We start from the raw sequence: 23,998 nt of genomic DNA on the forward strand, positions 1-23,998 counted from the left end.
TAAAATTGATAATGGACCTGAGTTTATCAGTAAAGCATTAGACAGATGGGCTTATGAAAAGAAAATAGAACTGGAGTTCTCAAGACCGGGAAAACCTACTGATAATGCATTTATTGAGAGTTTTAACGGATCATTACGCGATGAGTGTCTTAATGTAAATTGGTTTCTCTCCTTAGAAGATGCACAGCAGAAGTTGGATGTCTGGAGAGAAGATTACAACAGCTACAGACCTCATAGTTCGTTAGGAAATTTAACACCAAATGAATTCATCATTAACAGTCAGAAAAATCAAATTTCTCTAATTTAGACTGTTCCATATATCGGGGGGAGGTCAAACAGTCAGAAAAATCAAATTTCTCTAATTTAGACTGTTCCATATATCGGGGGGAGGTCAAAGCAAAATCTTTTGTATCTCCTGTTGGAGTTACCTATGGAGGAACTTTTGATCCTAAGTCGACACCTTTAGAAATGATGAATCCATTAAACGTAGGAGCAGGGACAAGGGGAGTGACTGAGATCAGTGCTGGTACAAAAGGCATAGGAACAGGAATATTTTATAAACGTTCTAAAACTAGTGTATGGGATTTTTAAAGGATAACACTATAAAAATTATTTTATTTTGTTTTTGTAGTATATTTTGCTTTTTAATAGTAAGACAATTATTAGATCCTAATTATCCTAAATATAAATATTTTAATCAGCACTGTAATGGAATTGTAATTTCAAATTTCTATGATAAAACTACACATTTTAATATTATTCGATCATCTGATGATAACAAAATTTATTTAGAAGATTTAAAAATTATTTCATTAATTAATTTAGGCGATTCTATAGTAAAAAACAAAAATGTTACATTTTTTACAGTTTACAAAAAAGATAAAAGAAAAGTAATTTATGATATGTATAATAAACAGATAAAAATTTTGAAATGAAATATTGTATTGTAATAAGTATAACTTCCTTTTTTTTATTTTTTGGTTGTAAAAGACACGAATTAAGCCAAGGGGAAATAATTGTAAATACATTTTATAAAAATAAGGAATCTGAAAATTTTAAGGATCTTGATACACTTATGAGTTTTCGATTTTATCAAAATACTCCGTATAAAGAATTCATTCATATGCTAAGCACGAAGAACAAAGAGTATGGCAAAATAAATAAAAAGTCTTTAGCAAAATATAAAATAGTTAAATCTACAAAATCTACAGATACATTACATTTCGGTTACGAGGTAGATTATATGAATGTCCATACAAAAGAAAGTTTTACTCTAATACAAGAAGACAAAGGTTTTAAAATACTCAAATATTATGTTAGCCTAGGAAATGATTAAATTTATCCCCTTTGGCGCGAGCGTTTTGTTTGTGTCCGTAGATAAAAACAAACCCACTGCAAAAAAGCGGCAGGTTATAACAAAATTTGAAAAGGGTGAGTATTTTAAAAACTATATGGACCATTTGGATAGACAAGTAAAAGAGAAGCTTTTACGTAGGCTACGAACAAAGTTCAGTACGGTTAAGCTATTTCAAAAATGGCAGCAGCACAGAAGTTCTTGAGGAAATCGACGAAGGAGATTCGCCGATTCCATAAAAAAATAAAATAAAGAGGCAAAACAATTTTAACCTTTTGGGTTAAAGCATGAAGGCTACAATCCTCTGGCAGGAAACCCTTCGTACCAGTATAAATACAATGGGAAGGAACTCCAAACGGAAAGCGGAATGTACGATTACGGCGCAAGGTTCTATATGCCGGATATAGGGAGATGGGGCGTAGTTGATCCGCTGGCGGAAGGTTATAGACGTAATAGCTCATATAATTATGCTGTAAATAACCCTATTCGTTTTATTGATCCTGATGGAAGAGGAATTACAAGTACAGGAGTGAGAGATAATAAAGATGGGACTTATACAGTTGTTAATGCCAAAGATGATGAAAACAACGGAATATATTTAGTTGATGAAAATGACAATTATGATATTGACACATCTCATCATATTGCAAATTCTTTGACCCCTCGTTCATTTATAAATGATAATGACAAACCTGTTCAAGGTGCTATTATTAACCCAGGAAACATGAGCGGTAATGATTTTCTTACCAATTTAATGACAAACGAGCCTGGAATTTTGGACTACATGGAAAATGCTACAGGTGGTGAAAAATATGATTTTAAAAAACTGGGTCCTAACGGAGAATTAAATTATACCAAAAATATGTCTGAAGAAAATGCCCAAAAATATATGTATCGTGGATTATTGTTTTCAGTGGATACAGGAAATAAAACAGATAATGTAAGTACAATTGCTTCAGGAAGAGATATCGGGAATTTTGAAGCAGGATATATTGCTGGAAATAGCGGTTATCCATGGGGTATTTCAAGAATTCCTATGGATGCACTTGAATCATACCAAAAGGGGACTTTAGCTACTGAAGGACAAACTACTCAGCAAGCACAAAAAGTAGGACACAATGTAGGTTATAAAAAATATAACAATCGTAGTACTCAACGCGAAATACAAAGATCAAAAAATCCATTTCTTGGTCCTAAATATTAGTTTTTATGAAAAAAATATTAAAATTTTTCCTTTTTTTGGTCATTATTATAGGTGTTCTTTTTATATGGTATGATCAAAGCCGTTCCTTTTTCAAAGCTACCAATGGGGAATATATTACAATGTGGAAAAGATATGGCGGAACTTGTTATCTAATACCCGGTAAATATTATGGGATAACAGAACCTGATGATGGTTATATTGAAGCAAGAAATAAAAATGAATATGTAGATTTTTTATGGTTTAATAATGAATCTAACCATTTGTTATATTACGGAAATACTGAAGATAAAATTTATAATGCAAATAAAGCAGACTTTACGATAAACAATTATTTGGATAACAAACAAAAAAATGATAGTTTATTTACAGAAAAAAAAGAACATTATTCTCATTATAAAAAAGGAGTTGCCCGATTAAGTATAAATATACTAGAAAGTTATGCTTCTGATGAAACTGGGAAAACCCAAAGATAACAAAACCACCGCAATAGCGGTGGTTTTTGTGTTTATAAAGCAGCTACATTTTTATTAAAGAAGTCTTTAAATTTTTTCTTTGTGATCATTGTTTCTACGATTTTGAAGACGGTTATTTTATCTTCTTCATCTAATTGCTGAATCAGTTGCCCCCCGCTGGTGCATTCTATGATAAAAAACAAGAAAAGATTGTTAAAATTATGATGCAAATTTATGGGTATTTACAAATGCTTCTTTTCTTGCGATAACAGCAAAAGCACGGCTTATAATCTTGCACTTTACATTATTGATTACCAGGAGGGAATGTTTTCCTTCCTGTTTTTTTTCTTTCATCATAAGTTCTTATCCCAGCATCATGCTTTATAGCTGAAAGAGCCGAGAGATGAAGGATCGACTTTATTTTTTTATCAGCAAAATGACTCACTCTTCTTTTTCTCTAATCGATGTCCCTGAGGAATATTCAAAAGGTACAATTCCACAATAACAGGCGAATTCCCTCCAGTTTGTGAAGCTTAAAAAAACCTTTGGTGGCAAGCAAAAGATAAAGTGAAGTCACTTCTCCAATTCCAGGAACTGATAGTAATCGCTTCTTTTGTTGCTGTAATTTATCATTGTGATGCATAATTTCACGAATGTTCTATTCTATCTAAAGCCATTCAACAAGATTCAAGTAGAAAGCAGAGCGCTAATGTGCCAGAAAAGTCATTAGCTTAGCAAGCATCCAAGTTTTCCTTTGAATTAATGTAAGAAGTTTTTTATTTATCGATGTAAAGTAAAGGCGAGTGTCACAATCGTGCACTCATACTCTAAAAAGCGATAAGCAAAATATTTATTAAATAGCGACTACGGGCGTGACGCTCGCGGCAGCGAGGGGTTATTCGGGAAATCGTGATATCCGTAGAAAAGCAGGTAGCTTTGATCATAAAATTAAATAATCCATACAGTGGAATTTAGAAATCAGGCTTACTATTTATACCACTGTTATTACTTTTTCTTGCAGAAAAAAGACAGCATAGAAAAGGAGCAGATAAAGGGATTTATTATTGAAAAAAACTTTAAAAATAATAGCATGGCCAGTTCAAAATCAATTAACGAATAAACAAATATTCCTGAATATGAATGCATTTATAATAAACCGGGAATGTCACTGAAATAACTGAATAGTATAAAAATGGAAAAGTAAAGACAATTTCTACATTGGGTACAGCGCCTTATTACTATTTGGATATCAGGATTCCATCCTGATGGGAAGATGGAGCATGAAGGAAGTATCAGTTATATAAACCAAACTAAGTATAGAATCAGTTGGTGGATATTTTATAATAAAAACGGAACCGTAAACTCCAGGGTTGAATTTGATAACGATGGTAAAGGCAACGAATGGGTTGTACAAAAAAGAGTTGTACAGGCTGAAAAGCAAAAGACTTCTCCTGAAACGGTAAAACTTTTTCATCCAAAATAAAAACAGCCTCCCGCTTAGCGGGAGGCTGTTTTCCTAAACTTCCTGATCATATCACATTTGATGACCTTATCTGGTAAGAAACGACTCTGGATAGACTACAAGACCCAGGACCGTTTGAAACAGCACTTATACCGGATAACATTTCCTGATTGCGGAGTGGCCGTCATATTCCGGAAACCCGCCAGGCCGCCCCTGGTCATCAGCACTTTGCTGTACCCCAGCGCCGGGACATCGCCCGTTACCTGCACCGCTTTGCTGACCGTATGCGATACGGCCAGGTTCACCCGGGATTTCGAACTGCCAGCCGAACCGAAATACTTCGCCCGGATGGTTTTGAGCGGCTGGAGAAATCCCGTTACCCGCCTGAAATTCACCTGCCGGAGCCGTTGTTTTCCCGGAGCCCTGCGGCAGCGGCGCTTAGGCGTGGTCAGGATGATGTCCTGTGCGCTCCAGATGGCATCCGCTGCCGTTCCTGCTTTTCCTGAAAATTCTTCCGGGATCCTTTTTGCGATTCTTGCCATGGTGTTGCTTTTTTTGGGGTTAACGGAACGAAGGTATAACGGGTTTTTGAATTGGCAATGGCTCCGAAGATTTTTGGCAGCTTGTGTCCGGTTTTGGCAGGTTTTGGCAGCCAATGACCGGTATCATCCGGCATTTCTTCGGGTCCGCTTCGGGTCTTTTTCGGGTCGGCTTCGGAAAACAGGGGCTTTTTCCGAAGGATTGTCGAAGAAGACCCGAAGAAGTATCGAAGAAATCCTGTAAAACCAGGTATTTCCGGCAGGTTATTGATATATTGTTATTTTTTTATATGTTTATTTGAATATTCCGCAAACGAAGAATTACCTGTTTCCGGATAAGAAGCGGCAGGAATTATTGCTGTATAGATATTTGTATTGTAGCGGATCGTTGATCATTATATGGCGCTATCTTAATGCCCGGGTTAACTTCTCCCTCTCCCCACTTCCCGTCGTCGAAAACCTCAGCAAAGGAATTCCGTACTTCTTCAAAATCCCATTTTTCATTGCCTCCCTTCCGCTTTGCCGGCTTTCCCTTTTATGATACTCATAACCATCCACTTCTATCGCTAACACAGGATTTTTGCCCAGTTTATTATATATCAGAAAATCAAGATAGGTGGCATGGTGCCTGGCGTAACGTTCTTCTTCCTCAGAAAGTTTGTCAAAATCCCACAGGAGATTTCTTAAAGGGAAATGCAGGACGACATCGTATTTTTAAAATTCGTCCGGGGATAAAACCTCTTTGATCAGTACATCCATTAAATTCCCGATGTCGAAAAGCGATTTTTTCTTTTGCTTAGACAGGGGGAGTGCTCTCCGTTTCTGTTCATACCCTTTGTACAGGTAATCAAAAACAGAGCGGAGCTCACTGTTGACGATGGTGAAGTTAGGGTAATCAATACAGCGGATCTGGCCAGTGAACGATAATCCTGTCTTTTTGGGTATTTAAATGACGGAAAAACAGGACAGCTGAAACTCCGGCGGAATAAATCTCGAGGTTCCGGGCAGTATCCAGGAATTGAAAATAGGGAATTCAGAAGATAATTCAGTAAAACGGTTAATTTTCACCTTTTAATGATATAAATAATTTAAATCATTAAATAGGGATTTATAGTATTTATTTAACTGATTTTAAATTAATTGCTGTTAATGAGTGTTTTAGCTATGAATTAATTCTAATTACAGTGATTTAAAAATGTTGTTTTTTTTGATTTTAAATCTATTTTATTTGAAATAATGTATATATTTGAACCGTTGTTTATAAACTAACATTTACAGGAGAATCCCGAAAATCCTTTAAAGAGTAGGGGAAATTAATATCTATTTTACATGAAAAATTTAGAAAAATTGGATACTTTCCAATTAAGCAATGAGCAGTTACAAAATGTTAAAGGTGGCGATGAATCGGGTAAATTACCTGGTGGTGGAAAGACTACAGGAGCCGGTCAATACACAATCCCTAACTGGCCTTCACAAGGAGTAACCACTTGTGTTGATTATACAGCTGATGCATGGGATGGTTTTAATGCTGGAACAATGGTTCATACCGGAGAAACTTATACTCAATACTAAAAAATAAGACAATTAAGAGAAGTATTTATGCTTCTCTTAATTAATATACCTATATGAAAAAATTACTTCTTTTAATCTATTTTTCTTGCGCATACTTTTCAGCGCAAACCATTGAACTTCAAAATAAAGAATTGATTTCTTATTATGAAATCATCAACAGAGCAGAAATTGATATTGTTAACAATAATTTTACAGATGCCAATAACCTGTATAAGCAGGCCTTTGCAATTATTGAGCAACCGCAGGGGAAAGACATTTATAATTCCCTTCAGGCAGCTTTAAAAGCCGGTGATGAGAATAATGCCTATAATCAGTATTTTACGCTGAAGTGCATGGGATACCCTTTTGAGAAAGAATATTTTTCCAATCATTTTAAGAGTAAAAAGCTCCCCAAAAAACAATGTAATATCACGATTGACCAGTCTTACAAAAAAACACTCGATTCATTGCATGATATAGATCAGAAATTTAGAAACTTATCGCATGGTGATTATAAAAAATATCAAAAGGAAATAACGCAGGGTGACAGCATTGCATCAGTAAACTTATTGAGACTGATTCAGAAAAAAGGATTTCCCAATGAATATAATATTGGTATTGAGGATAAAGCAGATCTTTCTTTACATAAGTTTTACTTTATTATCTGGCATCAATTAGCAACGAATAACCTAAGCAGCCAGAAAGTGAATTTTTCGGAAGAGCTCAATAAAGCTTTAAACGTTGGAAAGATAAGTCCTCAAAGTGCTGCATTTCTTTATGATCTGAATAATGGCTCTGCCAGTTTTTCATCTATGCATTTTAATATTTTAGAATTTCTTACCCCTAACGGATCAAAAGAGCTGTTCTACGATCAGGTGCAGAACAAAACTGCTAAAAGTGAATGTTGTTATGTACACGAATGGTTTTTTCCTGAAAAAAGAAGTGATGTTGCTATAGATACAGTAACTAAGCTCAATAAATCAAGAAAGCAAATTGGTCTGTCTGATCTTGATTCCGAACTGGTAAAGCTTAAATTTATATTAAATAATAATGAATACATATTTGGGAATATAGGATTGAAAAAAGAAGCATTGGAAAATATTAACCAAGTTGAATATGTGAAGAAATATTTAATCAAATTACCATGATCCTTATTATCAGTGCGGAAAATGATCCTATGACAAATGAGATCTGCTCATGGCTTACCTTCCGGGGAAAAGATTTTGTAAGAATCAATGAAAGCCGGTGTATGACCGATTTTTACTTTGATTTCAACAGCCATACATTTCATTTTATCATCAATCATGAACAGTGTTACAGCCTGGATGATATTGCTTCTGTTTTCTACCGGGACGGCAGTATAACATTCAGGGATTTTCCCACTGAAGCTGATCCGAGGATCAGGCAGTTTTATCATTCAGAACTCAATTCGGTTACCGATTTTATATATTACTATTTGGATAAATATTGCGCCAGGCTTTTTGGGAACCTGGCCACACCCAGGGTAAATAAATTAGAGGTTTTGCATACCGCGCAGGCTTTGGGGTTTAAAATCCCCGGGACCTATATCTTTTCCAACCCTGAAAACCTGGATCAGCTGAAACAAAAGGCAGGAAGCTTTATTACCAAGTCCATCTCTGAAATGATGCCTGTCTTTCATGAAAACGGCCTTTACCTGAATTATACCAGGGAAATCTCTATTGATGAAATCATCAGTAAAAATCATGCACTTATTCCCTCTTTGCTTCAGGATAAAATTGATGCCGAATATGAGATCAGGGTCTTTTTCTTTGAAAAAAAGATATGGGCGATTGCCGTGTTCTCTTTCAGTGGCCAGGTCGATCTCCGGAATGAAACTTCTAAAAAGTATATTCCGTATGAAATACCAAGGGACCTATGCGAAAATATATTGGCTCTTGCCCAGGTCTTAGGGCTAAAATGCGGCACCATCGATTTACTGAAGTCCGGCAGCGACCTGTATTTTCTCGAAATCAATCCGCTGGGACAATTTCAGGAGGTCAACTACCGGGGGAATTATAAAATCGATCAATATATAGCAGAACTGTTATGAAAGAAAAACTGAATCTGGCAGGTACAGAATACTGCCTGCAGGCCTGGGTGAAGTGCAATGCCGTATCCCCGGTAAAATTTGTCAGCAATGAAAAGGTTAAGAGCAGCAGGGTCCTGATTACAAGAGCACCGAAAACATATTCAACCTTATTCTGATCCTATGTATTTGCAGTTATTTGATTCTGTCCGCATTACCGAAGGTGCCAAAAGAGCCCTTATTTTTGATACCGCCACGGGCTTTATCAGTTTCATTCCGAAAAGCTTTTCAGCTTTATTATCGGATCGAAACCGGGATTATGCGTTACTAAGGCAGGAATCGGATGATGAGTCAAAAGAAGCTTTAGACCAGTACCTCGAATTTATACAGCACCACCGGTTAGGAATTTTTGTGGAGCATAAGGATGAGCTGGCCCATTTCCGTACATCCGATGAAACGGCATTGAGCACCTCTGAGGTCGATTATTTTATTTTTGATCTCCACCCATCCGGCCTGACATCCGGTATTGCCGAACAGATTGATCAGATGGGAATTAAATTCGTCCAGTTAAGAATCCTGAACGGTTCTCACAGCAAAGACATTATGGACCTGTTTTCCAGACTCAGCCTGTTCAATGATACCTCCGTTAATGAGGTCTCGATTGTACTTGCCCACCATACGGATCTCGAAGACTGCATTGTTGCCGGAGAAGTCATTACCTCCAATAGATACTTGCAGTTCCTGTTTCATTCAAGCGAACATGAAGAAAGGAAAACCTATGGGAATATCGAAGTTTCAAAAATGACAAAAGCCGTCAGGATTCCGGAGGGTTGCGGGTGCGTGAATGTCAATACCATGAACCGTTCACGCTTGTTCTATACCGAAGCCCTTCACCATAATTCCTGTCTGCATAAGAAAATGGCCATCGACAAGGATGGGAATATCCGGAACTGCCCGTCTATGCCCAAAGCCTTCGGCAATATTAAAAACACCACGTTGCAGGCTGCTTTCCGAAACGCCGGTTTCAAAGAATACTGGAGCGTTACCAAAGACCGGATAAAAACCTGTAAAGACTGTGAATTCAGGTATATCTGTACCGATTGCAGGGCCTATACGGAAAGAAGCAATATCGATTCAGACGGCATTGATCTGTCCAAACCCCTTAAATGCGGATATGATCCGTATACTGCGCAATGGCAGGAGGGGAGCACTCATGTGCTGAAACACACTGCAGCGGTCAGCACAATGAAATCCGGTGATCTTCGCCACGGTGATGCTCTTTAAAGCTTTTTACATTATCAGGAAATAATTCCGTTATTCATGACCGCAAACCACTAAAATAATTATCATTGAAAACCCTTGTCAATAATGAACTCGCCAATGCTTAAAACCGTCTTTTTTTTTATATTCAGCATCTTTTTGATTAAAGCTCAGAATAAACGTTTTGTATACGAATATCGTTTTGCACAGGATTCTGCCCACCTTGAGAATCAAAGCAAGGAATTGTTAAATCTTGATATCGGCAGGGAGGGCTCTGCATTTTATGCATCGGAAATTTTGGAACAGGATTCACTGGTCAAGATTAAAGAACGGCCTGCAGGCCAATATCCCTACCAGGGAATAAAATTTTTAGATGTCATCATAAAAAAATATCCGGATTTTGAAATGAACTTCTATACCAGCTGCCTTACTTACTACCAAGTAAGCCTCAGTAAAAAATTAGAATGGAAAGTTTTACCGGAAAAAGAAAGAATTTTAGGGTATTCTGCTCAGAAAGCGACCACCACTTTATATAAAAGAAAATGGACCGTCTGGTTTACCACCAATATCCCGGTACAGGACGGCCCGTACCTGTTTCAAGGCTTGCCGGGCCTGATTATAAAAGCAGAAGATGAAAGCAAAAGTACATCTTTCACGCTGGCAGGGATAAAATCATTGGCTCATTTTAATATCAGCGAAATTCCCTATTACTTCAGGCTGAATACCGTTAAAATCGGTGAAAACGATCTGAAGAAAGTCTTGAAAAATTATTTTGATAAACCAACTCCGCAAAGGAATAACGAATATGGGGATGTAAAACAGGTTTTTTATGACGGCAACGGAAAAGAAATCTCAAGTTCTGAATTCAACAGGATGGTAGAGCAAAATAATAAAAATGCCTTAAAGAAAAGTAACAACCTGTTAAGATGGGATATCATAAAATAAGAGAGACCCGAAAATCCTTTATAGAACAGGGAATAAATATAATAACTATCAACCATTAAAATTCATTTATGAAAAAATTAAAAGGTCTGAAGATATTTCTCCCTAAAATAAATCAATATTCACTGGTAATATGAGGCATCTCAAAGATTATCTCCTTATTTAGAATTTTATCGGTTAATTTATTTTTAAAAATGAATAAAAATCTTTTTATCCTTGCTGTATCACTTATTTTCTTTTCCTGCCAGATCAGAAAATCTGACCATATTGCCTACCTGAATAAAGTGAACGAAATCGACTACGTTTACCGTATTAAAAAAGATACATTTACTACTCTTAAAAGGTACCAGAAGCTGTTTAAAAAGCATCCCCCTTACCACTCACATCTTATTGATGAGTACCGGACTTATATTATGCTCTCAGATCAATATCATCTTGACTTCGGAGGTAAAGAAAGCCTGTACAAACTCATTCCCCTGGTTGCCCCTAACTGGAAATATAACCGTCAGGATAAAGACCTCGTTGGCTTGTATAAAAAGTATGGAATAGACAGTCTGGAAATAGAGGATAAAATAGCTGATTGGAAAAAAGGACTTAACAAAATACTGGTAGATTCTTTTTCTATTGCCTTTTTCAGAAATCAGGAATTCAGGATGCCTAAATATATTGAGAAACGGCAAAGCCTGAATGACAGAAAGAATGCTCAATTATTTATATGGACTTTCAACAACTATGGGTTTCCGTCTACACAAAAAATAGGGCTTTGGGGAAATAACAATACTTTTATGCCTATGGGAAATATCTTAAATCATATGGCAGGGCTGGACAACAAAGATTACCCTTATTTTAAAGAAAAAATCCTGGAATATGTAAAAACGGGGGAATGTACACCTGATGATTATGCGGAGATGATTGATAAGAGAGCCTATATGGAAGGAAAAGACTGTATCTATTGTACGGTAAGTAATTCCCGTATCTCCGACAGCACAATAATCAATAAAAACCGTAAAGGAATAGGGATGCCTGCATTAAATCATAGCAAAAAAATCAATACGGATTACTTAAAAAAGTAAATATGATACTCATAATTTCTGAAAAATAATAAGGAAACAACAAATGAATCTTCCATGTACGCAGGCAATTATCAACGACACACAATGTTGGGGCCCAGGCCCGGGCACTGCAACATGGGAAGACGCTTGGATCTGTATAAACCAAAACGGAGCGAATGCGATTGATTTCTTTTTTCACTAGTAATCTGACAGCAAAAAAGTCTCGTTTTAATACCGGGCTTTTCAAATACTCCTAAATTTAAATCATGAGAAAATCTATTTTACTAATCTGTTTAATTTTATCCGGGTTTGTTTTTTCCCAGGAAATGGAAAACTCCAATATAAAGTGTAATTACCTTACTGCATTTTTAATTGATACCACTGATGTTAATACAAGAAAAGAGGAATTAACGGGTTTATGGATAGGGAAAAACACTTCAATTTTCAAAAGCGATCAGAAAGCAAAATATGATTCCTTAACCAGGGAATCGACAAAAAAAAGTATGCTGAACCCCATAGGAGGAAAGATTGTTCTTGATTTCTCTAATATCCCAAAAGCCTATTTTAATCCTGAAGTTTATAAGGTGGGAAACTCAGTAAAGATATTTGATAAAATATTGGGAACCTATTACGAATACGAATCCGATCAGAACATAAACTGGACTTTAATAGACGAAACCAAAACCATAAGTACCTATCAATGCAGAAAAGCGGTTGGAAAATACCGCAATAAGAATATAACGGCATGGTATACCGAAGAAGTTCCTGTTTCAGAAGGCCCTTATGCTTTTAAAGGGTTACCGGGACTGGTGATAGAAGCGTATGATGATAAGAATTTCTTCCATTTCACCCTGGTAAGGCTAAAAAATAGCAACGAGCTTATTGCTCCTATCCGAAATACAATCAGTACGGATTATCAAAGATTTTCAAAAAAAAGAAGTGATTTCCAAAACGACCCTATAGGACCCTATGTCATGCAAACAGGCAGACAGGTTCCAAAAGACCAGATTGAAAGAGTTACAAAACTTCATAAAAGTAAAAATAATCATTTAGATTAAAGATATTGAATGCCTGCCTGACAGCAGGTATTCATGGTGATTGGTTTTAAAAAAATATACTTGCGGAGTGGATCTTCCTTACGAGAATCTGTAAAGCCGTTTCAGGAATATAAAATTTCAGTTGACGGGATAGCTAAGGTTTAACGGTGCTGATCAAATCTTCCGTAAGAATATAATTACTACACGACATCTTTTGTCGCATTACCGCAATAGCTTTGTAAAAAACAGTCAATGAAACTGAAAGCAACGATAAGGGAAGAAGTACAGGTCAATGCCAAAAGCATTGTTGTGGAATTTTCAGGGGATCCTAAAAAGCAGCACTTTGAAGTCAAGTGCAGTTTCATTCCCTATCAGGAAGGAATGAGAAAGTGGGATACGTGGGAACTGAAGATCCGGTTTGAATCGGAGATATTTACCGAAGCAAAAACCGGGGAGAAATCTTATTTTACCCATTTGATCTGCGACCAGGCCCGGAAACACAGTTCAATCTTAATGTAAAATAAAAATCCTCAACGAAAAGCCAAGGATTTTATTTTCATAATATGAATGTGATTGGTATAATATCGTATGCAATTAATATGCCATGCATAAATCAATTGCCATGCATGGAGAATAATTTTAATGGTCTATTGGATTTGTAGACTATTTGTTTTATATTTGCATCCAATTCTCATGTTTAATTGAGTTTTCATGGTTATTAGTTTTTATCCTCGGGACATCCCGGGGATTTTTTATGTAAATACATCCTGGCCTGAAATCATTCATGGCATCAGCGGTATGACTTCCTTCTCCCGGCAATCATTTTGCCCCGTTTAGGTAATCTTCAGTCCTGAGACCGCTTTTCTCCTGTTAGTTTCACCTCTGCTTTAATCAACTCCGCTTCGTCTGATTACAAATTATTTCATTCCACGGATTTATTGTTTCTGTATTGAGTGGATAAGGACTTGTTGAACCCTCTTTCCACTCCGGGAATGGATTTTGCATGGCAGGATCACTGCGAAACTGATCCATCCGGAATAGGGCAGCCGGTTATCATTATGTTCAGATAGAGTAGCGGTATTTAAAAATATTGTAATGCGCCCTGTCAATGTTCAGTTATTTCATATTCCAGGCCCCATTTATACAGCTCATTGATGATGGGCTCTAATTTCCTGCCCTTCGGTGTCAAAGAGTATTCAACGGTCGGCGGTACCGTGGCAAAAGCATTCCGATTGACAATATCGTTTTCTTCCATATTCTTTAATTCTTTTACGAGCATCCTCGTGCTGATTCCCGGGATCATTCTTTCCAGTTCTTTGAAACGTTTCTTTTCAGAAATCAGCGCATAAATGATCGACATGGACCATTTTCCTCCGATGATGTCCAAGATCTTCTGAAGCTCACATTTATTTCCGGGGTTTTTAATTTTTTCTTTTTCCATAAACAGCTGGTATACAATAAAAGTTACATCGGGGTCATTAGTATACATTGGTGTAACTACTTGCAAAAGTAAAGTAATGGAAGTAGATTTACAACTTAATTTAAAAAAATATTCAATGATGTATGATTCATTAAAAGGAAAAGTAGCCCTGGTGACAGGGGGTACAAAAGGCATAGGGAAATCAATTTCCGATAAGCTCAGTGCCAGCGGAGCATTGGTTGTCATAACGGCCCGCACGGAGCCAAAAGACCATTCCAACGGCGCTTATTTTATTGCCGCTGACCTTACCCTTGCAGACAGTGCGGAACAAATTGCCAGAGAGATATTAGGGAAGTACGGCAAGATAGATATCATTGTTAATAATGCCGGCGCCAATTTAAGCCCGGGAGGAGGTTTTAGTACATTGGAAGATGAAGATTGGTTCAAAGACTGGGAACTTAATTTCATGTCAGCGGTCAGGATCAATAAAGCGCTGCTTCCTGCTATGCTTGAACAGAAACACGGCACGATCATCAATATATCCACAGGAGCTGCAAAGCAGCCGATATGGGAAATGACCATGTCCTATTCATCAGCCAAGGCAGCACTGAATGCGTACAGCAAAGCACTGGCGAATGAAGTGGGATCAAAAGGGGTAAGGGTAAATGTTGTTTCTCCCGGCATTGTGGAGACCCCGTTAATGAATGAGTTCGTTGAAAATATTGCACAGCAGTCAGGCGTGAGCTTCGGGGAAGCCTTTCAAAATATTATTCATACAGTCGGCGTGCCGGCAGGAAGAATGGGGGAACCGGAGGAAGTCGCCAACATCGTCGCTTTTCTGGCATCATCTGAATCCCAGTATATCACAGGAGCCAACATTTCTGTAGACGGCGGGTCATCACCAACTGTTTAATTTGATTATTGTATAGTATTAACGATAAAGGACGGTATGTATCATTTCAAATTATTGAAGCATTGATTAATGATTCGTTACATAAGGCACATCTGACTAATGGGGCCAGATGTGCCTTTGATAAGGTTTTTAATCAGGCACCCGCTTTAACGACGGTTTCATGGGTGGCCATGGCGATATAGGTGGCCGTATCAAAAAACCTGGGTTCATCGGGATGAACCTTCGTTAAATAATTTTCTGAATGGAAGAAGGTGTTGAAATCCTCAAACGAGTCAAACGAGATTTCTACCACCGCATCATAGGCAGGCTCAGGAAAGCCTTCTGCTGCCACAGGGTGGTTAACGACATACTTCCTCACGTAAAGTTCTGTCTCAGGGATGGAACAGAATAAAGGAGCATGCCGGTTTTTGTGATAATCGATAAATTCTTCACGGCTCAGGCCGGGCAGCTTGTGTATTAAAAACGTAAATTTGATCATTGTTTCTTTATTTATCATCTGATGCAAAATTAGGATATCAGGTACTTCGAGTCAATTACGCACAAATTTGTGCGGTATCATTTTATTATTTATCAACCCATGTATGTACAAAAAAAAGATTCCTGTCAGGACCGAATGCGGGCTGCATCTGTTTAAAGAACTTTTGAGCGGAAAATGGAAACTCATGCTGGTCTACTATATTTCAGACGGCATCATCAGGCCCGGCGCCCTGCAGAGGAAAACAGCCGCAGACCGGCGGGTGATGACCAGGCAGCTGGATGAGCTGGTGCAGGACGGATTCATCACCAAATGTTCTTATGAAACCAAAATTCCTAAAGTTGAATACCGGTTGACCGCTCTTGGAAACAGCCTTTTACCCCTGATCATGAGCATAGAGGGATGGGGCGAAAACAACAGAGCGGCATTAGAAGCAGCGCTTCGTAAAAAATTATGATAAAATCATCAGAAGATGGCATAATTTAAGTATATTAGTATCCGTATTCAAAAAAATACGTGAAATTTCATTCCTTCTGTCTATATCCTTGAATATTCTCTTAAAGAAGATGGTATTTCAGATGACAGAAATTATAAAATGATATCCTTAAAACCCATTCTATTATTATGAAAAATTTAAAAAGCCTTTCAAGGAAAGAATTGAAAACCATTAAAGGAGCAGCCTCTGTTTCGAAATGCCCTCCCGGGAAGTATTATTGCCCTGACGCTGACGTATGTGTGGCGCTGAATGCAGAATGCTATATTATCGTACCGGAACCGGTAGGCGTATAAGCTTCTCATTACATCCATTTAAAAAAAGTTCTTCCTCAGGAAGAACTTTTAATTTAAGTACCGGTCAGTCATTCTTTAATTTTCCTGAGCACTTCTATTGCCTCATCTTCTGAAGCAGCATCCGAAAACTGGTCTGTTCCGGGCTTCCCAACGAAACTCCTCCAACCCGTCTTGCATGGGCATTTCCAAATTCCCGGGAAAATTCCCGCTTTGATTTCCTCCAGGTTCCCATCAATGACCCGATTTCAGGGGAACCCTCTTATTGATCTGGTGCGCAGGGAAGGGATTTTATTCATTTTACATGGGCAACCTATTCGCAGCCTTAAAAAATGATGAATACCTGCCTGCCATTGTATGAAAGCAGTTGACTGAATGTTTGAAGTATTCATTAATATGCTGTAATAAAAACAGATTAACGGTACTAAGTATACAATTCATCTAACTAAAAAAATACCGTCAAAGAATGAACAGTAAATTAATACAATCCGCAAGCAGCCTGTTTTTAGCATTCATCGCTTTACCCTGCCTCTTTATTCCGGATGAAATCGCAAATACCTTTATCATCACTCAAGATGCCTGTGTCCCGCTGTTCATCCAGATATTAGGAGGATTCGGGTTCGGATTCGCCATGACCAACTGGATGTCCAGGACCGTGGCCATGGGCGGAATCTATGGCAAAGCCATATATATGGGAAACCTTTCCCAATTTCTGGTCGGGGCTCTGGCATTGCTGAAGTGGAATTTCAGGAACGGATTCCCCTCCGGCATTTTAGTGGCGGTCCTCATTGGATATATTATTTTTCTTGTGGTATACCTGCTCCTGTTTTTCAGCACTCCGAAAATGGAAGGAAAGAAATAAAAGAATTCATTGAGACGGTAAACGGATTAACATCGATCATCCAGAATCATTGATGAGCTGATTTTATCGAAAGCTTTTGATAAATATTAGGAAATTGGGACAACAGGTTCCTTTTTCAGGAGTATGGCTTTGTTTCAATTAAGTCTATTTGAAGAAATCAGCAGGAAAGGTAGTAGCAATATAAGAGATTCAAAATACGATATATAAGCCCATCCTTTTGATATTAAAACCAAACGGGAAAATCTCAACAGGAGAGGGGGTATCCATTTTTCTCCGGTTGTTTTTAATTAAGGTAACTGGAAAGAATGGAAGTTTCGGAAATGAAAGAAATTCTGCTATAGCTATCGGCCAGAATGTTATTTCCTTCCTCTGTTTTCAAGTCAATAGTTTCTGCAATTTCCTTTAAATAATAAAAATACGTTCTGCTTTTTGAGTTTGCAGAACAGATTTTACAATCTGGATTTTGCTTTGGATTGACCGTTGTTCTTATCAATCACAACACATTTACTATTTACGAATGAAAGCGATTCTCTTTCCCGGTTCTGTCTTTCCTATCGTTGTTTTGTGATTTTAGAAGTGGAGTGGGGAAATCTTTATTTACAATAATTAATTGTTATAATGGAATAAAATACTCTATAAAAATTAATTATAATGTGACACGTTTTGTCGTCGCCTGTGTCTATATTTGCGTAAATTATAATGGGATAGTTGTTTATGGAGTATTTTTATTTTCACAGCTCAATGAATTTTCGTAAAATTGCAGATCTCATGAAAACAACAATTAATCGTTTATGATGAAAAAATTACAGATTCTGCCTTTGCTGTGTGTAGGTATTTATGGATTTGGGCAGATTCCTGATTTTCCCGCTTCCCCAGCTCCTGACACAAGCAATCTGGGGAACTTTTCAAATTCTGACTATGGAAGTTCTGCAAAGCCTGCCGTTCCCTCTGTCCCTCATGGCGGTTTACCTAACCAAAGGAGCGCCCAGATAGAACAGCAAAACCGAAGAATGGTTCAGGATGATTTTAAAAGGATGGCCCAGGAACAGGAACTCACAAACAACAAAGAAGAATACAACAGGCAACAGGCCTTGGAGCATTCATTTTATAACCTTCCTTCTTTGTCAGGAAAAGCAGGGACACAAGCTTATTACGATGCTTACACTCAACTGGCATCACTCAATCCTGAAAACTACCCTGTCAGTGAAGCCAATTTCATCGTGGAAAATGCTTACTACGGGGGCAAACAGGATTTTAGCCAGTTCAGATCCGGTATCCGGAAAACGGCAAAACAGCTCATGCAGAAAATGAAGGAAAGAAAACAGGATACGGAAAGCAATACAGACAAAAACCTGATGATATTTGAGTTGTTCTCCAAAGGCATGAAGCTGGGAGGCGTACAGCACAAAGCCGTCAAATACGATTTTGAGGATTACATGGGCATAAAGGATTGGAGCAAAATGTTTGTTTCCAAACTTTTAAAGACAGGCTCAGGACAATGCCATTCGATGCCTTTGCTGTATCTGATGTTGGCAGAAGAAATGAATACGGAAGCCTATTTAGCGTATGCCCCAAACCATACCTATGTCAAATTTAGGGATGGCGAAGGGGAGTGGCAGAATGCAGAGCTTACCAATGGCATTTTTACGGCCAATTCTTTAATCCTGGAATCCGGATACATTAAATCCGAGGCTTTGCAGAATGACATTTATATGAAAAGCCTGAGCAAAAAGGAATTGTTAGCGCAGTTCTATGCTGATTTGGCCAACGGGTACATCCACAAATACGGAATGGATGAGTTTGTAGGCCATACTTTAGATAAGGCATTGGAATACGCCCCCAATAATATCTATGCCAACCAGCTTAAATCCATGTACCAACAGGCAAGGTTAGCGTATGTGGCAGGCCAGTTAGGGGTGACGGATGTAGAGGACCCGGAAGACCTAAAAAAAATAAGGTTTTACCCTCAGGCAGTCGCTTTGTTACAGGAAACCAAAGCCCAGTTTAACCATATTGACAATCTGGGATTTGTAATGATGCCCGAAGGCGCTTATGCGCAGTGGCTGGGCAATGTGAAAGGCGAGTCCAACAGGCAGAAAAGTGAAGAATTGGCTGAAAGAATGAGACAGGTGAATGCCGGAAAACAAAAGCAGAAACAGCAGGAAGCTTTAAGAAAAGCCCGGGAACAAAAGAAAAGAGAATCCGAACCTTCAACAGAGAAAGCCCGATATACCCCTATAGACCCAAGCAAACTATAATGAAAAGAAATTTACCCTATACATTCCTGTTATCCTTCACCTTTATATGGCTGGGTACCGGAATCTTAAAAGCCCAAAACAACCAGTTTTACAATGATGCGTACCAGACCATCGACAACATGCTGGATGATAAGCAGGAATACAGCTTCAAAGACGCGGTATTCAGTGTAGAGAATGCCTATTATCAGGGGAAATTAGACACGGTGCAGCTCAATAACCAGGTCAGGTTTTTAACGAGGTTTGCAAAGGCCATCATGGCAAACAGGGAGCTGACCTATAAGCAGTCCGATAAAGATAAAGTGAGCAAGTATGCCGCAGTGTATTCCATCATGTGCCGGTCTTTACCCATTGCCGTTAAAGATACCGTCGTTCAGTATAAGCCCTTTAGCTATGATTTTAAGGATGTTTTCGGGCATCATGACATCACCAGCCTTTTTGTGTCAAAATTGTTAATGACCAAAAAGGGGAACTGTAATTCCATGCCTTATCTCTACAAAATTTTAGCAGAGGAATTGGGAGTGGAGGCAAATCTGGCATTAGCACCGAACCATTTTTATATCAAGCATCAGATCAAATCCGATGGCTGGTACAATACCGAGCTTACCAGTGGCATATTTCCACAGGATTCGTGGCTGATGGCTTCCGGCTACATTCACCTGGATGCCATCAAAAACGGGGTGTTTATGAAAGCCCTGAACAATAAAGAAAGCCTTGCTTTATGCCTGTTTGATCTGGCACAGGCATACAACAGGAATTTTCCTGATAACGACGGGGCGTTTGTATTAAAGGCTGTAAACAGGGCCATAGAGATTTACCCCAACTTTGCCAGGGCCTTAATCCTAAAGGCTGAAACCCACAAAGCACAGTTTGAAAAGCTGATGGATCAACAGAATTTAAGTTCCACCGGTCCTGAAAACATAAAAAAGGCCCAGCAGGACCCGAAAGCCAAAGAACTCATGGAGCTGATGACTCAGGAATATACCCACCTCTATGAGCTTGGTTACCGGCAGATGCCGGAGGAGATGTATCTGGACTGGTTGGTATCACTAAAAACAGAAAGAGAAAAATACGAGGATAAAAAATTATTAAATAACTTTACGCAATAACAGATGACCATGAAAAGAATTGTATTGACTGGCTTTGTGCTTATGGCAGGATTTACACAGGCACAGGAAAAAAGTAAACCCCAGGCAAAGGCCAAAGCCGAGAAGCCCTACCTCAATCCTGTAAAGCTTACCAAAGAAGAAAGGAACAGGCCCTACATGGATGAGGTTTTGAAATCAAGAGACCCGTTAACTCCGGAGGAAGCAGAAAGGAGGAGAAAAAACATTGAAGCCGGAAACCCTTTTAAGAAATATGGATATTACCCCAAGGTAGCGACCCTCAGCAAAGGAAAGTATTTAGAGTTCCATGACAAGGATTCTATTGTAAGCATCGGTTCAGTAAGGTTCAACAGAAAGACCAAAGAAATTGTTGGGTTCAGGGAGATCGATTTGAGTGACCCGGATGCCCAGCCTTACATGGATACCGCAGGGAGATGGTTTTCTCCTGATCCGTTGAGTGAAGAGTTTAGAGCATGGTCTCCATATAATTATGCAGTAAATAATCCTCTGAGGTTTATTGATCCTGATGGTAGAGAAGCTACAGATATTTATAAATTGGACAAAATAGGTAATCTGACTTGGATGGCTGAATCTAAAACAGATGTTATTTATGCTGAAAACAACTTTGATAATAGTGGTAATTTAAAAGCTAATAATGATGGAGGTGTTGAGGTTGGTGAACAAGGATATATAGCTAAGAATTTACAAGAAATAACAATGGATTCTCCTATGACATCAGCTCAAAAAACAACAGAGTCCTCATCAAAACTTTCAACTCTTAGTTTTTACAATAACACTGGAAAAGCACAAGAAGTTGCAGAATATATGTATAAAAATACAGGTGTTGAATTCTCTAATTCAAGCTATAATGGTAATAAAGGAGGTGTTTTTTCTGTGATTTCAACATTACATTTGACTGCATCAACATTGGTAGACCCAAAAACTTTTATGAAAAACTTTAATGTAGGTGGTGATTATTTTATGCAAAGTACATTGACAGCAAATGACCATAATCATCCAGGTAATACTCTTCCAAGTGGGTATTTGTTAAAGGATGGTAAACTACTTCCGAGATCGTCATATATGGATGGTTCCAGGGGGCATGTAGACTATCATAATACTACTGATAGTGCTTTTAATGGTGTGAAATTTAGACTATTCTCAAAAGGAAAATACTTTAATTATGATTCAAATGGTGCAAATTAAAAATAATATGAAAATTTATATCATAGCATTTATTTTATTTTTTAATAATGCTATATCGCAAACAAAAAAAGGAGATTGCTTTTCTCTAAATCCTTTTATAAACGTTTTTATTGAAAACCTTATCAGCAAAGAGGTTAATCTCGATAAAAATTATTTAACCTTAATAAGTTTGAAGGATAAAGAAGGAAACTATAACATTGATTTAGAGTTGACATCTGGCGATATTAAAACCTTTAAGGTTGTATCACCGAAAGAAGCAAAAAAAGCATATGGTAACATTACAATCTTGTTAGTAGGGAAAACTGATGAAGATCTGAAGTTTTTAAAAAAATCAATCGGGAAATCCAATAGAGTGTTTTTAAATAAAGATAAATCTAAAAATAATACATCCTTTTATGATGAAGATTATGTTTGGAGTACATTCTTTGATACAAAAAAAGAGTTAATCAATTTTTATATACCTGAAGAAAAAGAATCTGCTGATAAAATCTTCAATGATATAAAAAATGATATTCATATTAGTCTAAACTTTAAGACAATAGATTGTAATTGCTTTTAAAATTAATTCTTTTCTTTCATTTTTTAAGTTTGAAAACTTAGATGAAAATGGATGTAAATTCAATCTGCTATTTATATTACAAAGCTGTTGGTTTTCTGTGTTTAATATATAAAATATGAAACTCATATGTCTTCAAATTTTTAAGTCTTCTTTATAAGTACGAAAACTAAAAAGAATAAAACACGACACCTTTTGTCGCATTACCGCAACAGCTTTGTAAAAAATAGTCTATGAAACTCAAAGCAATCATACGGGAAGAAGTACAGGTCAATGCCAAAAGCATTATTGTAGAATTTTCAGAGGATCCTAAAAAGCAGCACTTTGAAGTGAAATGCAGTTTCAGCCCTTACCAGAAGAAGATGAGAAAATGGGATGCCTGGGACTTGAAGATCCGGTTTGAATCTGAAATTTTCACGGAAGCAAAAACAGGGGAGAAATCCTATTTTACCCATCTGGTCTGCGACCAGGCTTGGGAACACAGCACAATCCTTGGCGTAAAATAAATCCTGTATTTAAAATCTAATCATCTTTAGAATACTATATATTTGGAAATATAGCTCAGAAAAAAGCGCAGTTTTTGAAGATTAGGATAAATTCCACGCTAAGAACTACGATACCAATATTTACCTACAGGGAAATAATCCATTAAATTCAGATAGTATTACCAGATACTCGATTGCCAACATCATCGAAATTTTATATACCTAGAAATTGATGCCGCTTCATGTCGGTTTAGGTTTTAATAAGAATTTTTAGCTGTCCAATCCTTGGCAATGATACCTAAGAATAGTCTGTGTTTTCCCTGTTCTAGGAGGACCTTCAATAACACTTAACGGACTTGAAAATGCTTTGCTCACGCCATCTTTTTAACTAAGGTTAAAACTAAACGGGAAAATCTCAACAGGGGAGGAGTGTCTGCTTTTCTCTAGTTGTTTGATTAAGTTAAATTGGAAAGAATTGGATTTTCCAGAACAATGAGTTCTTTCTGGATAGCAATTTTCAAGTCCTCTTTATAAGTACGGAAACTAAAAGAATAAAACACGACACGTTTTGTCGTATTACTGTAATAGCTTTGGAAAAAATGATTAATAAAAACTCAAAACAACGAATGCAAATAAATGGAGGTAATATCAAAAGCATTATTGTAGAATTTTTAGAGAATTCTAAAAAGTAACATTTTTAAGTGAAATGTAGTTTTATTCTTAGAAAAAAGAAAAGAGAAAATAGATTAATACCTTGGAATGGAAATTAAGTTTGAATTTTACTAAAATAGAAAGAATCTTTAGAGATGAATAATTTATAATGAGTTATTTTAAGGAAATTACTAACTCGAAAAGTATAATAATATATTGATAATCAATATATTATTATGTTTTTTTAAAATTTTACATAGTGTTACAAAAAAATAAATATAATATGTTAGAATATGCAAAGCTGTTTTATATTAATTAACTATAAAAGGAATATAATTATTTAAGCTAAATAACACTATAATTGGAATTAAAATAAGAAAGTT

General features: G+C 37.2%; 32 protein-coding genes. 25 read left to right on the forward strand and 7 right to left on the reverse strand.

Annotation, left to right across the window (positions count from 1 at the left end; translation table 11 throughout):
* The 5 genes from H561_RS21800 to H561_RS21805 form a co-directional block, all read left to right on the forward strand.
* Positions 1-307, forward strand: a 307-nt coding sequence (locus H561_RS21800; RefSeq protein ID WP_034760997.1) for an integrase core domain-containing protein, incomplete at its 5' end; no start/stop codon positions are given.
* Between the two features lie 271 nt (positions 308-578).
* Positions 579-935, forward strand: coding sequence for a hypothetical protein (locus H561_RS0100015; protein ID WP_027385135.1), 357 nt, complete (start codon positions 579-581; stop codon positions 933-935).
* Entirely contained in the window at positions 932-1,336 is a 405-nt protein-coding gene (locus H561_RS0100020) for a hypothetical protein (protein WP_027385136.1), read from the forward strand. Before H561_RS0100015 ends, H561_RS0100020 begins: the two co-directional genes overlap by 4 nt.
* A gap of 385 nt (positions 1,337-1,721) precedes the next feature.
* Positions 1,722-2,558: an RHS repeat-associated core domain-containing protein gene (locus H561_RS24445; protein WP_394330835.1), complete on the forward strand. Its 837-nt coding sequence runs from the start codon at positions 1,722-1,724 to the stop codon at positions 2,556-2,558.
* Between the two features lie 5 nt (positions 2,559-2,563).
* Positions 2,564-3,031: a hypothetical protein gene (locus H561_RS21805; protein WP_051349257.1), complete on the forward strand. Its 468-nt coding sequence runs from the start codon at positions 2,564-2,566 to the stop codon at positions 3,029-3,031.
* Between the two features lie 198 nt (positions 3,032-3,229).
* Here H561_RS21805 and H561_RS23795 read toward each other — a convergent pair whose 3' ends face one another.
* Together H561_RS23795 and H561_RS24450 are read right to left on the reverse strand one after the other, a co-directional pair.
* Positions 3,230-3,367: a hypothetical protein gene (locus H561_RS23795; RefSeq protein ID WP_155845698.1), complete on the reverse strand. Its 138-nt coding sequence runs from the start codon at positions 3,365-3,367 to the stop codon at positions 3,230-3,232.
* 84 nt (positions 3,368-3,451) lie between these two features.
* Positions 3,452-3,565, reverse strand: a complete 114-nt coding sequence (locus H561_RS24450; protein ID WP_162143016.1) for a transposase — start codon at positions 3,563-3,565, stop codon at positions 3,452-3,454.
* A gap of 718 nt (positions 3,566-4,283) precedes the next feature.
* On the opposite strand from H561_RS24450, the gene H561_RS24100 reads away from it, so the two are divergent.
* Positions 4,284-4,493 (forward strand): hypothetical protein, encoded by a 210-nt coding sequence (locus H561_RS24100; RefSeq protein ID WP_027385139.1) that lies wholly within the window; start codon positions 4,284-4,286, stop codon positions 4,491-4,493.
* 95 nt (positions 4,494-4,588) lie between these two features.
* On the opposite strand, the gene H561_RS21810 is transcribed toward H561_RS24100, so the two are convergent.
* Positions 4,589-5,014 (reverse strand): DUF6266 family protein, encoded by a 426-nt coding sequence (locus H561_RS21810; protein ID WP_051349258.1) that lies wholly within the window; start codon positions 5,012-5,014, stop codon positions 4,589-4,591.
* Positions 5,015-5,087: 73 nt separating this feature from the next.
* Between H561_RS21810 and H561_RS0100065 the strand changes: the two genes are divergently transcribed.
* Positions 5,088-5,255, forward strand: coding sequence for a hypothetical protein (locus tag H561_RS0100065; protein WP_155845699.1), 168 nt, complete (start codon positions 5,088-5,090; stop codon positions 5,253-5,255).
* A gap of 161 nt (positions 5,256-5,416) precedes the next feature.
* Here the strand turns inward: H561_RS0100065 and H561_RS24455 are convergent, their stop codons facing one another.
* Complete coding sequence (locus H561_RS24455; protein WP_081411609.1) at positions 5,417-5,710, reverse strand: DUF2726 domain-containing protein; 294 nt, start codon at positions 5,708-5,710, stop codon at positions 5,417-5,419.
* Between the two features lie 630 nt (positions 5,711-6,340).
* Here H561_RS24455 and H561_RS0100075 point away from each other — a divergent pair.
* The 9 genes from H561_RS0100075 to H561_RS0100115 all read left to right on the forward strand — a co-directional run bounded on the left by H561_RS0100075 (position 6,341) and on the right by H561_RS0100115 (position 13,419).
* Positions 6,341-6,583, forward strand: coding sequence for a hypothetical protein (locus tag H561_RS0100075; RefSeq protein ID WP_027385141.1), 243 nt, complete (start codon positions 6,341-6,343; stop codon positions 6,581-6,583).
* Positions 6,584-6,636: 53 nt separating this feature from the next.
* Entirely contained in the window at positions 6,637-7,710 is a 1,074-nt protein-coding gene (locus tag H561_RS0100080; RefSeq protein WP_027385142.1) for a hypothetical protein, read from the forward strand.
* Positions 7,707-8,633, forward strand: coding sequence for an ATP-grasp domain-containing protein (locus tag H561_RS0100085; RefSeq protein WP_027385143.1), 927 nt, complete (start codon positions 7,707-7,709; stop codon positions 8,631-8,633). Before H561_RS0100080 ends, H561_RS0100085 begins: the two co-directional genes overlap by 4 nt.
* Positions 8,630-8,788 carry a hypothetical protein gene (locus tag H561_RS23800; RefSeq protein ID WP_155845700.1) on the forward strand — a complete coding sequence of 53 codons (159 nt, stop codon included), beginning with the start codon at positions 8,630-8,632 and terminating at the stop codon, positions 8,786-8,788. The genes H561_RS0100085 and H561_RS23800 overlap by 4 nt, the downstream gene beginning before the upstream one ends.
* A 4-nt stretch (positions 8,789-8,792) precedes the next feature.
* Complete coding sequence (gwsS, locus tag H561_RS23160; protein ID WP_027385144.1) at positions 8,793-9,893, forward strand: grasp-with-spasm system SPASM domain peptide maturase; 1,101 nt, start codon at positions 8,793-8,795, stop codon at positions 9,891-9,893.
* A 96-nt stretch (positions 9,894-9,989) separates the two neighbouring features.
* Positions 9,990-10,814: a GLPGLI family protein gene (locus H561_RS0100100; protein WP_027385145.1), complete on the forward strand. Its 825-nt coding sequence runs from the start codon at positions 9,990-9,992 to the stop codon at positions 10,812-10,814.
* Between the two features lie 191 nt (positions 10,815-11,005).
* Entirely contained in the window at positions 11,006-11,884 is an 879-nt protein-coding gene (locus H561_RS0100105; protein WP_034761001.1) for a hypothetical protein, read from the forward strand.
* A 245-nt stretch (positions 11,885-12,129) separates the two neighbouring features.
* Complete coding sequence (locus H561_RS0100110; protein WP_027385147.1) at positions 12,130-12,921, forward strand: GLPGLI family protein; 792 nt, start codon at positions 12,130-12,132, stop codon at positions 12,919-12,921.
* 231 nt (positions 12,922-13,152) lie between these two features.
* Positions 13,153-13,419 (forward strand): hypothetical protein, encoded by a 267-nt coding sequence (locus tag H561_RS0100115; RefSeq protein WP_027385148.1) that lies wholly within the window; start codon positions 13,153-13,155, stop codon positions 13,417-13,419.
* Between the two features lie 586 nt (positions 13,420-14,005).
* Here the strand turns inward: H561_RS0100115 and H561_RS0100125 are convergent.
* Positions 14,006-14,341 (reverse strand): winged helix-turn-helix transcriptional regulator, encoded by a 336-nt coding sequence (locus tag H561_RS0100125; protein ID WP_027385149.1) that lies wholly within the window; start codon positions 14,339-14,341, stop codon positions 14,006-14,008.
* A 76-nt stretch (positions 14,342-14,417) separates the two neighbouring features.
* On the opposite strand from H561_RS0100125, the gene H561_RS0100130 reads away from it, so the two are divergent.
* Positions 14,418-15,233 carry an SDR family oxidoreductase gene (locus H561_RS0100130; protein ID WP_228372197.1) on the forward strand — a complete coding sequence of 272 codons (816 nt, stop codon included), beginning with the start codon at positions 14,418-14,420 and terminating at the stop codon, positions 15,231-15,233.
* A gap of 133 nt (positions 15,234-15,366) precedes the next feature.
* On the opposite strand, the gene H561_RS0100135 is transcribed toward H561_RS0100130, so the two are convergent.
* On the reverse strand, positions 15,367-15,711 hold the full coding sequence (locus H561_RS0100135; RefSeq protein WP_027385151.1) for an EthD domain-containing protein: 345 nt from the start codon (positions 15,709-15,711) through the stop codon (positions 15,367-15,369).
* A gap of 103 nt (positions 15,712-15,814) precedes the next feature.
* Between H561_RS0100135 and H561_RS0100140 the strand changes: the two genes are divergently transcribed.
* Both H561_RS0100140 and H561_RS23805 read left to right on the forward strand, forming a co-directional pair.
* Complete coding sequence (locus H561_RS0100140; RefSeq protein ID WP_027385152.1) at positions 15,815-16,165, forward strand: winged helix-turn-helix transcriptional regulator; 351 nt, start codon at positions 15,815-15,817, stop codon at positions 16,163-16,165.
* Between the two features lie 167 nt (positions 16,166-16,332).
* Complete coding sequence (locus H561_RS23805; RefSeq protein WP_155845701.1) at positions 16,333-16,497, forward strand: bacteriocin-like protein; 165 nt, start codon at positions 16,333-16,335, stop codon at positions 16,495-16,497.
* 94 nt (positions 16,498-16,591) lie between these two features.
* On the opposite strand, the gene H561_RS23810 is transcribed toward H561_RS23805, so the two are convergent.
* Entirely contained in the window at positions 16,592-16,729 is a 138-nt protein-coding gene (locus tag H561_RS23810; RefSeq protein ID WP_155845702.1) for a hypothetical protein, read from the reverse strand.
* Positions 16,730-16,960: 231 nt separating this feature from the next.
* Here H561_RS23810 and H561_RS0100155 point away from each other — a divergent pair, with 231 nt between their 5' ends.
* The 6 genes from H561_RS0100155 (at position 16,961) to H561_RS0100185 (ending at position 22,985) form a co-directional block, all read left to right on the forward strand.
* A complete protein-coding gene (locus H561_RS0100155) occupies positions 16,961-17,356 on the forward strand; it encodes a hypothetical protein (protein ID WP_027385153.1) in 396 nt (131 codons plus the stop codon).
* 791 nt (positions 17,357-18,147) lie between these two features.
* A complete protein-coding gene (locus H561_RS0100165; RefSeq protein ID WP_027385155.1) occupies positions 18,148-19,614 on the forward strand; it encodes a hypothetical protein in 1,467 nt (488 codons plus the stop codon).
* Entirely contained in the window at positions 19,614-20,720 is a 1,107-nt protein-coding gene (locus H561_RS21820; protein WP_051349259.1) for a hypothetical protein, read from the forward strand. The genes H561_RS0100165 and H561_RS21820 overlap by 1 nt, the downstream gene beginning before the upstream one ends.
* A 9-nt stretch (positions 20,721-20,729) precedes the next feature.
* Positions 20,730-21,923, forward strand: a complete 1,194-nt coding sequence (locus H561_RS23165; RefSeq protein ID WP_027385156.1) for an RHS repeat-associated core domain-containing protein — start codon at positions 20,730-20,732, stop codon at positions 21,921-21,923.
* 7 nt (positions 21,924-21,930) lie between these two features.
* Complete coding sequence (locus tag H561_RS0100180) at positions 21,931-22,482, forward strand: hypothetical protein (RefSeq protein WP_155845703.1); 552 nt, start codon at positions 21,931-21,933, stop codon at positions 22,480-22,482.
* Positions 22,483-22,712: 230 nt separating this feature from the next.
* Positions 22,713-22,985, forward strand: a complete 273-nt coding sequence (locus H561_RS0100185; RefSeq protein ID WP_027385158.1) for a hypothetical protein — start codon at positions 22,713-22,715, stop codon at positions 22,983-22,985.
* Positions 22,986-23,998 lie beyond the last annotated feature (1,013 nt).

It is taken from the genome of Chryseobacterium gregarium DSM 19109, from assembly GCF_000430845.1.
Lineage (GTDB): Bacteria > Bacteroidota > Bacteroidia > Flavobacteriales > Weeksellaceae > Chryseobacterium > Chryseobacterium gregarium.

Excerpts from the sequence above, each read along its gene's own strand:
- H561_RS0100080 (WP_027385142.1), top strand. The coding sequence starts at position 6,637 with ATGAAAAAATTACTTCTTTTAATCTATTTTTCTTGCGCATACTTTTCA.
- H561_RS23800 (WP_155845700.1), top strand. The coding sequence starts at position 8,630 with ATGAAAGAAAAACTGAATCTGGCAGGTACAGAATACTGCCTGCAGGCC.
- gwsS (WP_027385144.1), top strand. The coding sequence starts at position 8,793 with ATGTATTTGCAGTTATTTGATTCTGTCCGCATTACCGAAGGTGCCAAA.
- H561_RS0100125 (WP_027385149.1), bottom strand. The coding sequence starts at position 14,341 with ATGGAAAAAGAAAAAATTAAAAACCCCGGAAATAAATGTGAGCTTCAG.
- H561_RS0100140 (WP_027385152.1), top strand. The coding sequence starts at position 15,815 with ATGTACAAAAAAAAGATTCCTGTCAGGACCGAATGCGGGCTGCATCTG.
- H561_RS23165 (WP_027385156.1), top strand. The coding sequence starts at position 20,730 with ATGAAAAGAATTGTATTGACTGGCTTTGTGCTTATGGCAGGATTTACA.
- H561_RS23805 (WP_155845701.1), top strand. The coding sequence starts at position 16,333 with ATGAAAAATTTAAAAAGCCTTTCAAGGAAAGAATTGAAAACCATTAAA.
- H561_RS24100 (WP_027385139.1), top strand. The coding sequence starts at position 4,284 with ATGGAGCATGAAGGAAGTATCAGTTATATAAACCAAACTAAGTATAGA.
- H561_RS0100110 (WP_027385147.1), top strand. The coding sequence starts at position 12,130 with ATGAGAAAATCTATTTTACTAATCTGTTTAATTTTATCCGGGTTTGTT.
- H561_RS0100075 (WP_027385141.1), top strand. The coding sequence starts at position 6,341 with ATGAAAAATTTAGAAAAATTGGATACTTTCCAATTAAGCAATGAGCAG.
- H561_RS0100115 (WP_027385148.1), top strand. The coding sequence starts at position 13,153 with ATGAAACTGAAAGCAACGATAAGGGAAGAAGTACAGGTCAATGCCAAA.
- H561_RS0100185 (WP_027385158.1), top strand. The coding sequence starts at position 22,713 with ATGAAACTCAAAGCAATCATACGGGAAGAAGTACAGGTCAATGCCAAA.
- H561_RS23810 (WP_155845702.1), bottom strand. The coding sequence starts at position 16,729 with ATGGGAACCTGGAGGAAATCAAAGCGGGAATTTTCCCGGGAATTTGGA.
- H561_RS0100105 (WP_034761001.1), top strand. The coding sequence starts at position 11,006 with ATGAATAAAAATCTTTTTATCCTTGCTGTATCACTTATTTTCTTTTCC.
- H561_RS0100020 (WP_027385136.1), top strand. The coding sequence starts at position 932 with ATGAAATATTGTATTGTAATAAGTATAACTTCCTTTTTTTTATTTTTT.
- H561_RS0100100 (WP_027385145.1), top strand. The coding sequence starts at position 9,990 with ATGCTTAAAACCGTCTTTTTTTTTATATTCAGCATCTTTTTGATTAAA.
- H561_RS0100130 (WP_228372197.1), top strand. The coding sequence starts at position 14,418 with ATGGAAGTAGATTTACAACTTAATTTAAAAAAATATTCAATGATGTAT.
- H561_RS0100015 (WP_027385135.1), top strand. The coding sequence starts at position 579 with ATGGGATTTTTAAAGGATAACACTATAAAAATTATTTTATTTTGTTTT.
- H561_RS0100085 (WP_027385143.1), top strand. The coding sequence starts at position 7,707 with ATGATCCTTATTATCAGTGCGGAAAATGATCCTATGACAAATGAGATC.
- H561_RS0100155 (WP_027385153.1), top strand. The coding sequence starts at position 16,961 with ATGAACAGTAAATTAATACAATCCGCAAGCAGCCTGTTTTTAGCATTC.
- H561_RS21805 (WP_051349257.1), top strand. The coding sequence starts at position 2,564 with ATGAAAAAAATATTAAAATTTTTCCTTTTTTTGGTCATTATTATAGGT.
- H561_RS24445 (WP_394330835.1), top strand. The coding sequence starts at position 1,722 with ATGTACGATTACGGCGCAAGGTTCTATATGCCGGATATAGGGAGATGG.
- H561_RS21820 (WP_051349259.1), top strand. The coding sequence starts at position 19,614 with ATGAAAAGAAATTTACCCTATACATTCCTGTTATCCTTCACCTTTATA.
- H561_RS23795 (WP_155845698.1), bottom strand. The coding sequence starts at position 3,367 with ATGATGAAAGAAAAAAAACAGGAAGGAAAACATTCCCTCCTGGTAATC.
- H561_RS0100165 (WP_027385155.1), top strand. The coding sequence starts at position 18,148 with ATGATGAAAAAATTACAGATTCTGCCTTTGCTGTGTGTAGGTATTTAT.
- H561_RS0100135 (WP_027385151.1), bottom strand. The coding sequence starts at position 15,711 with ATGATCAAATTTACGTTTTTAATACACAAGCTGCCCGGCCTGAGCCGT.
- H561_RS0100180 (WP_155845703.1), top strand. The coding sequence starts at position 21,931 with ATGAAAATTTATATCATAGCATTTATTTTATTTTTTAATAATGCTATA.
- H561_RS21810 (WP_051349258.1), bottom strand. The coding sequence starts at position 5,014 with ATGGCAAGAATCGCAAAAAGGATCCCGGAAGAATTTTCAGGAAAAGCA.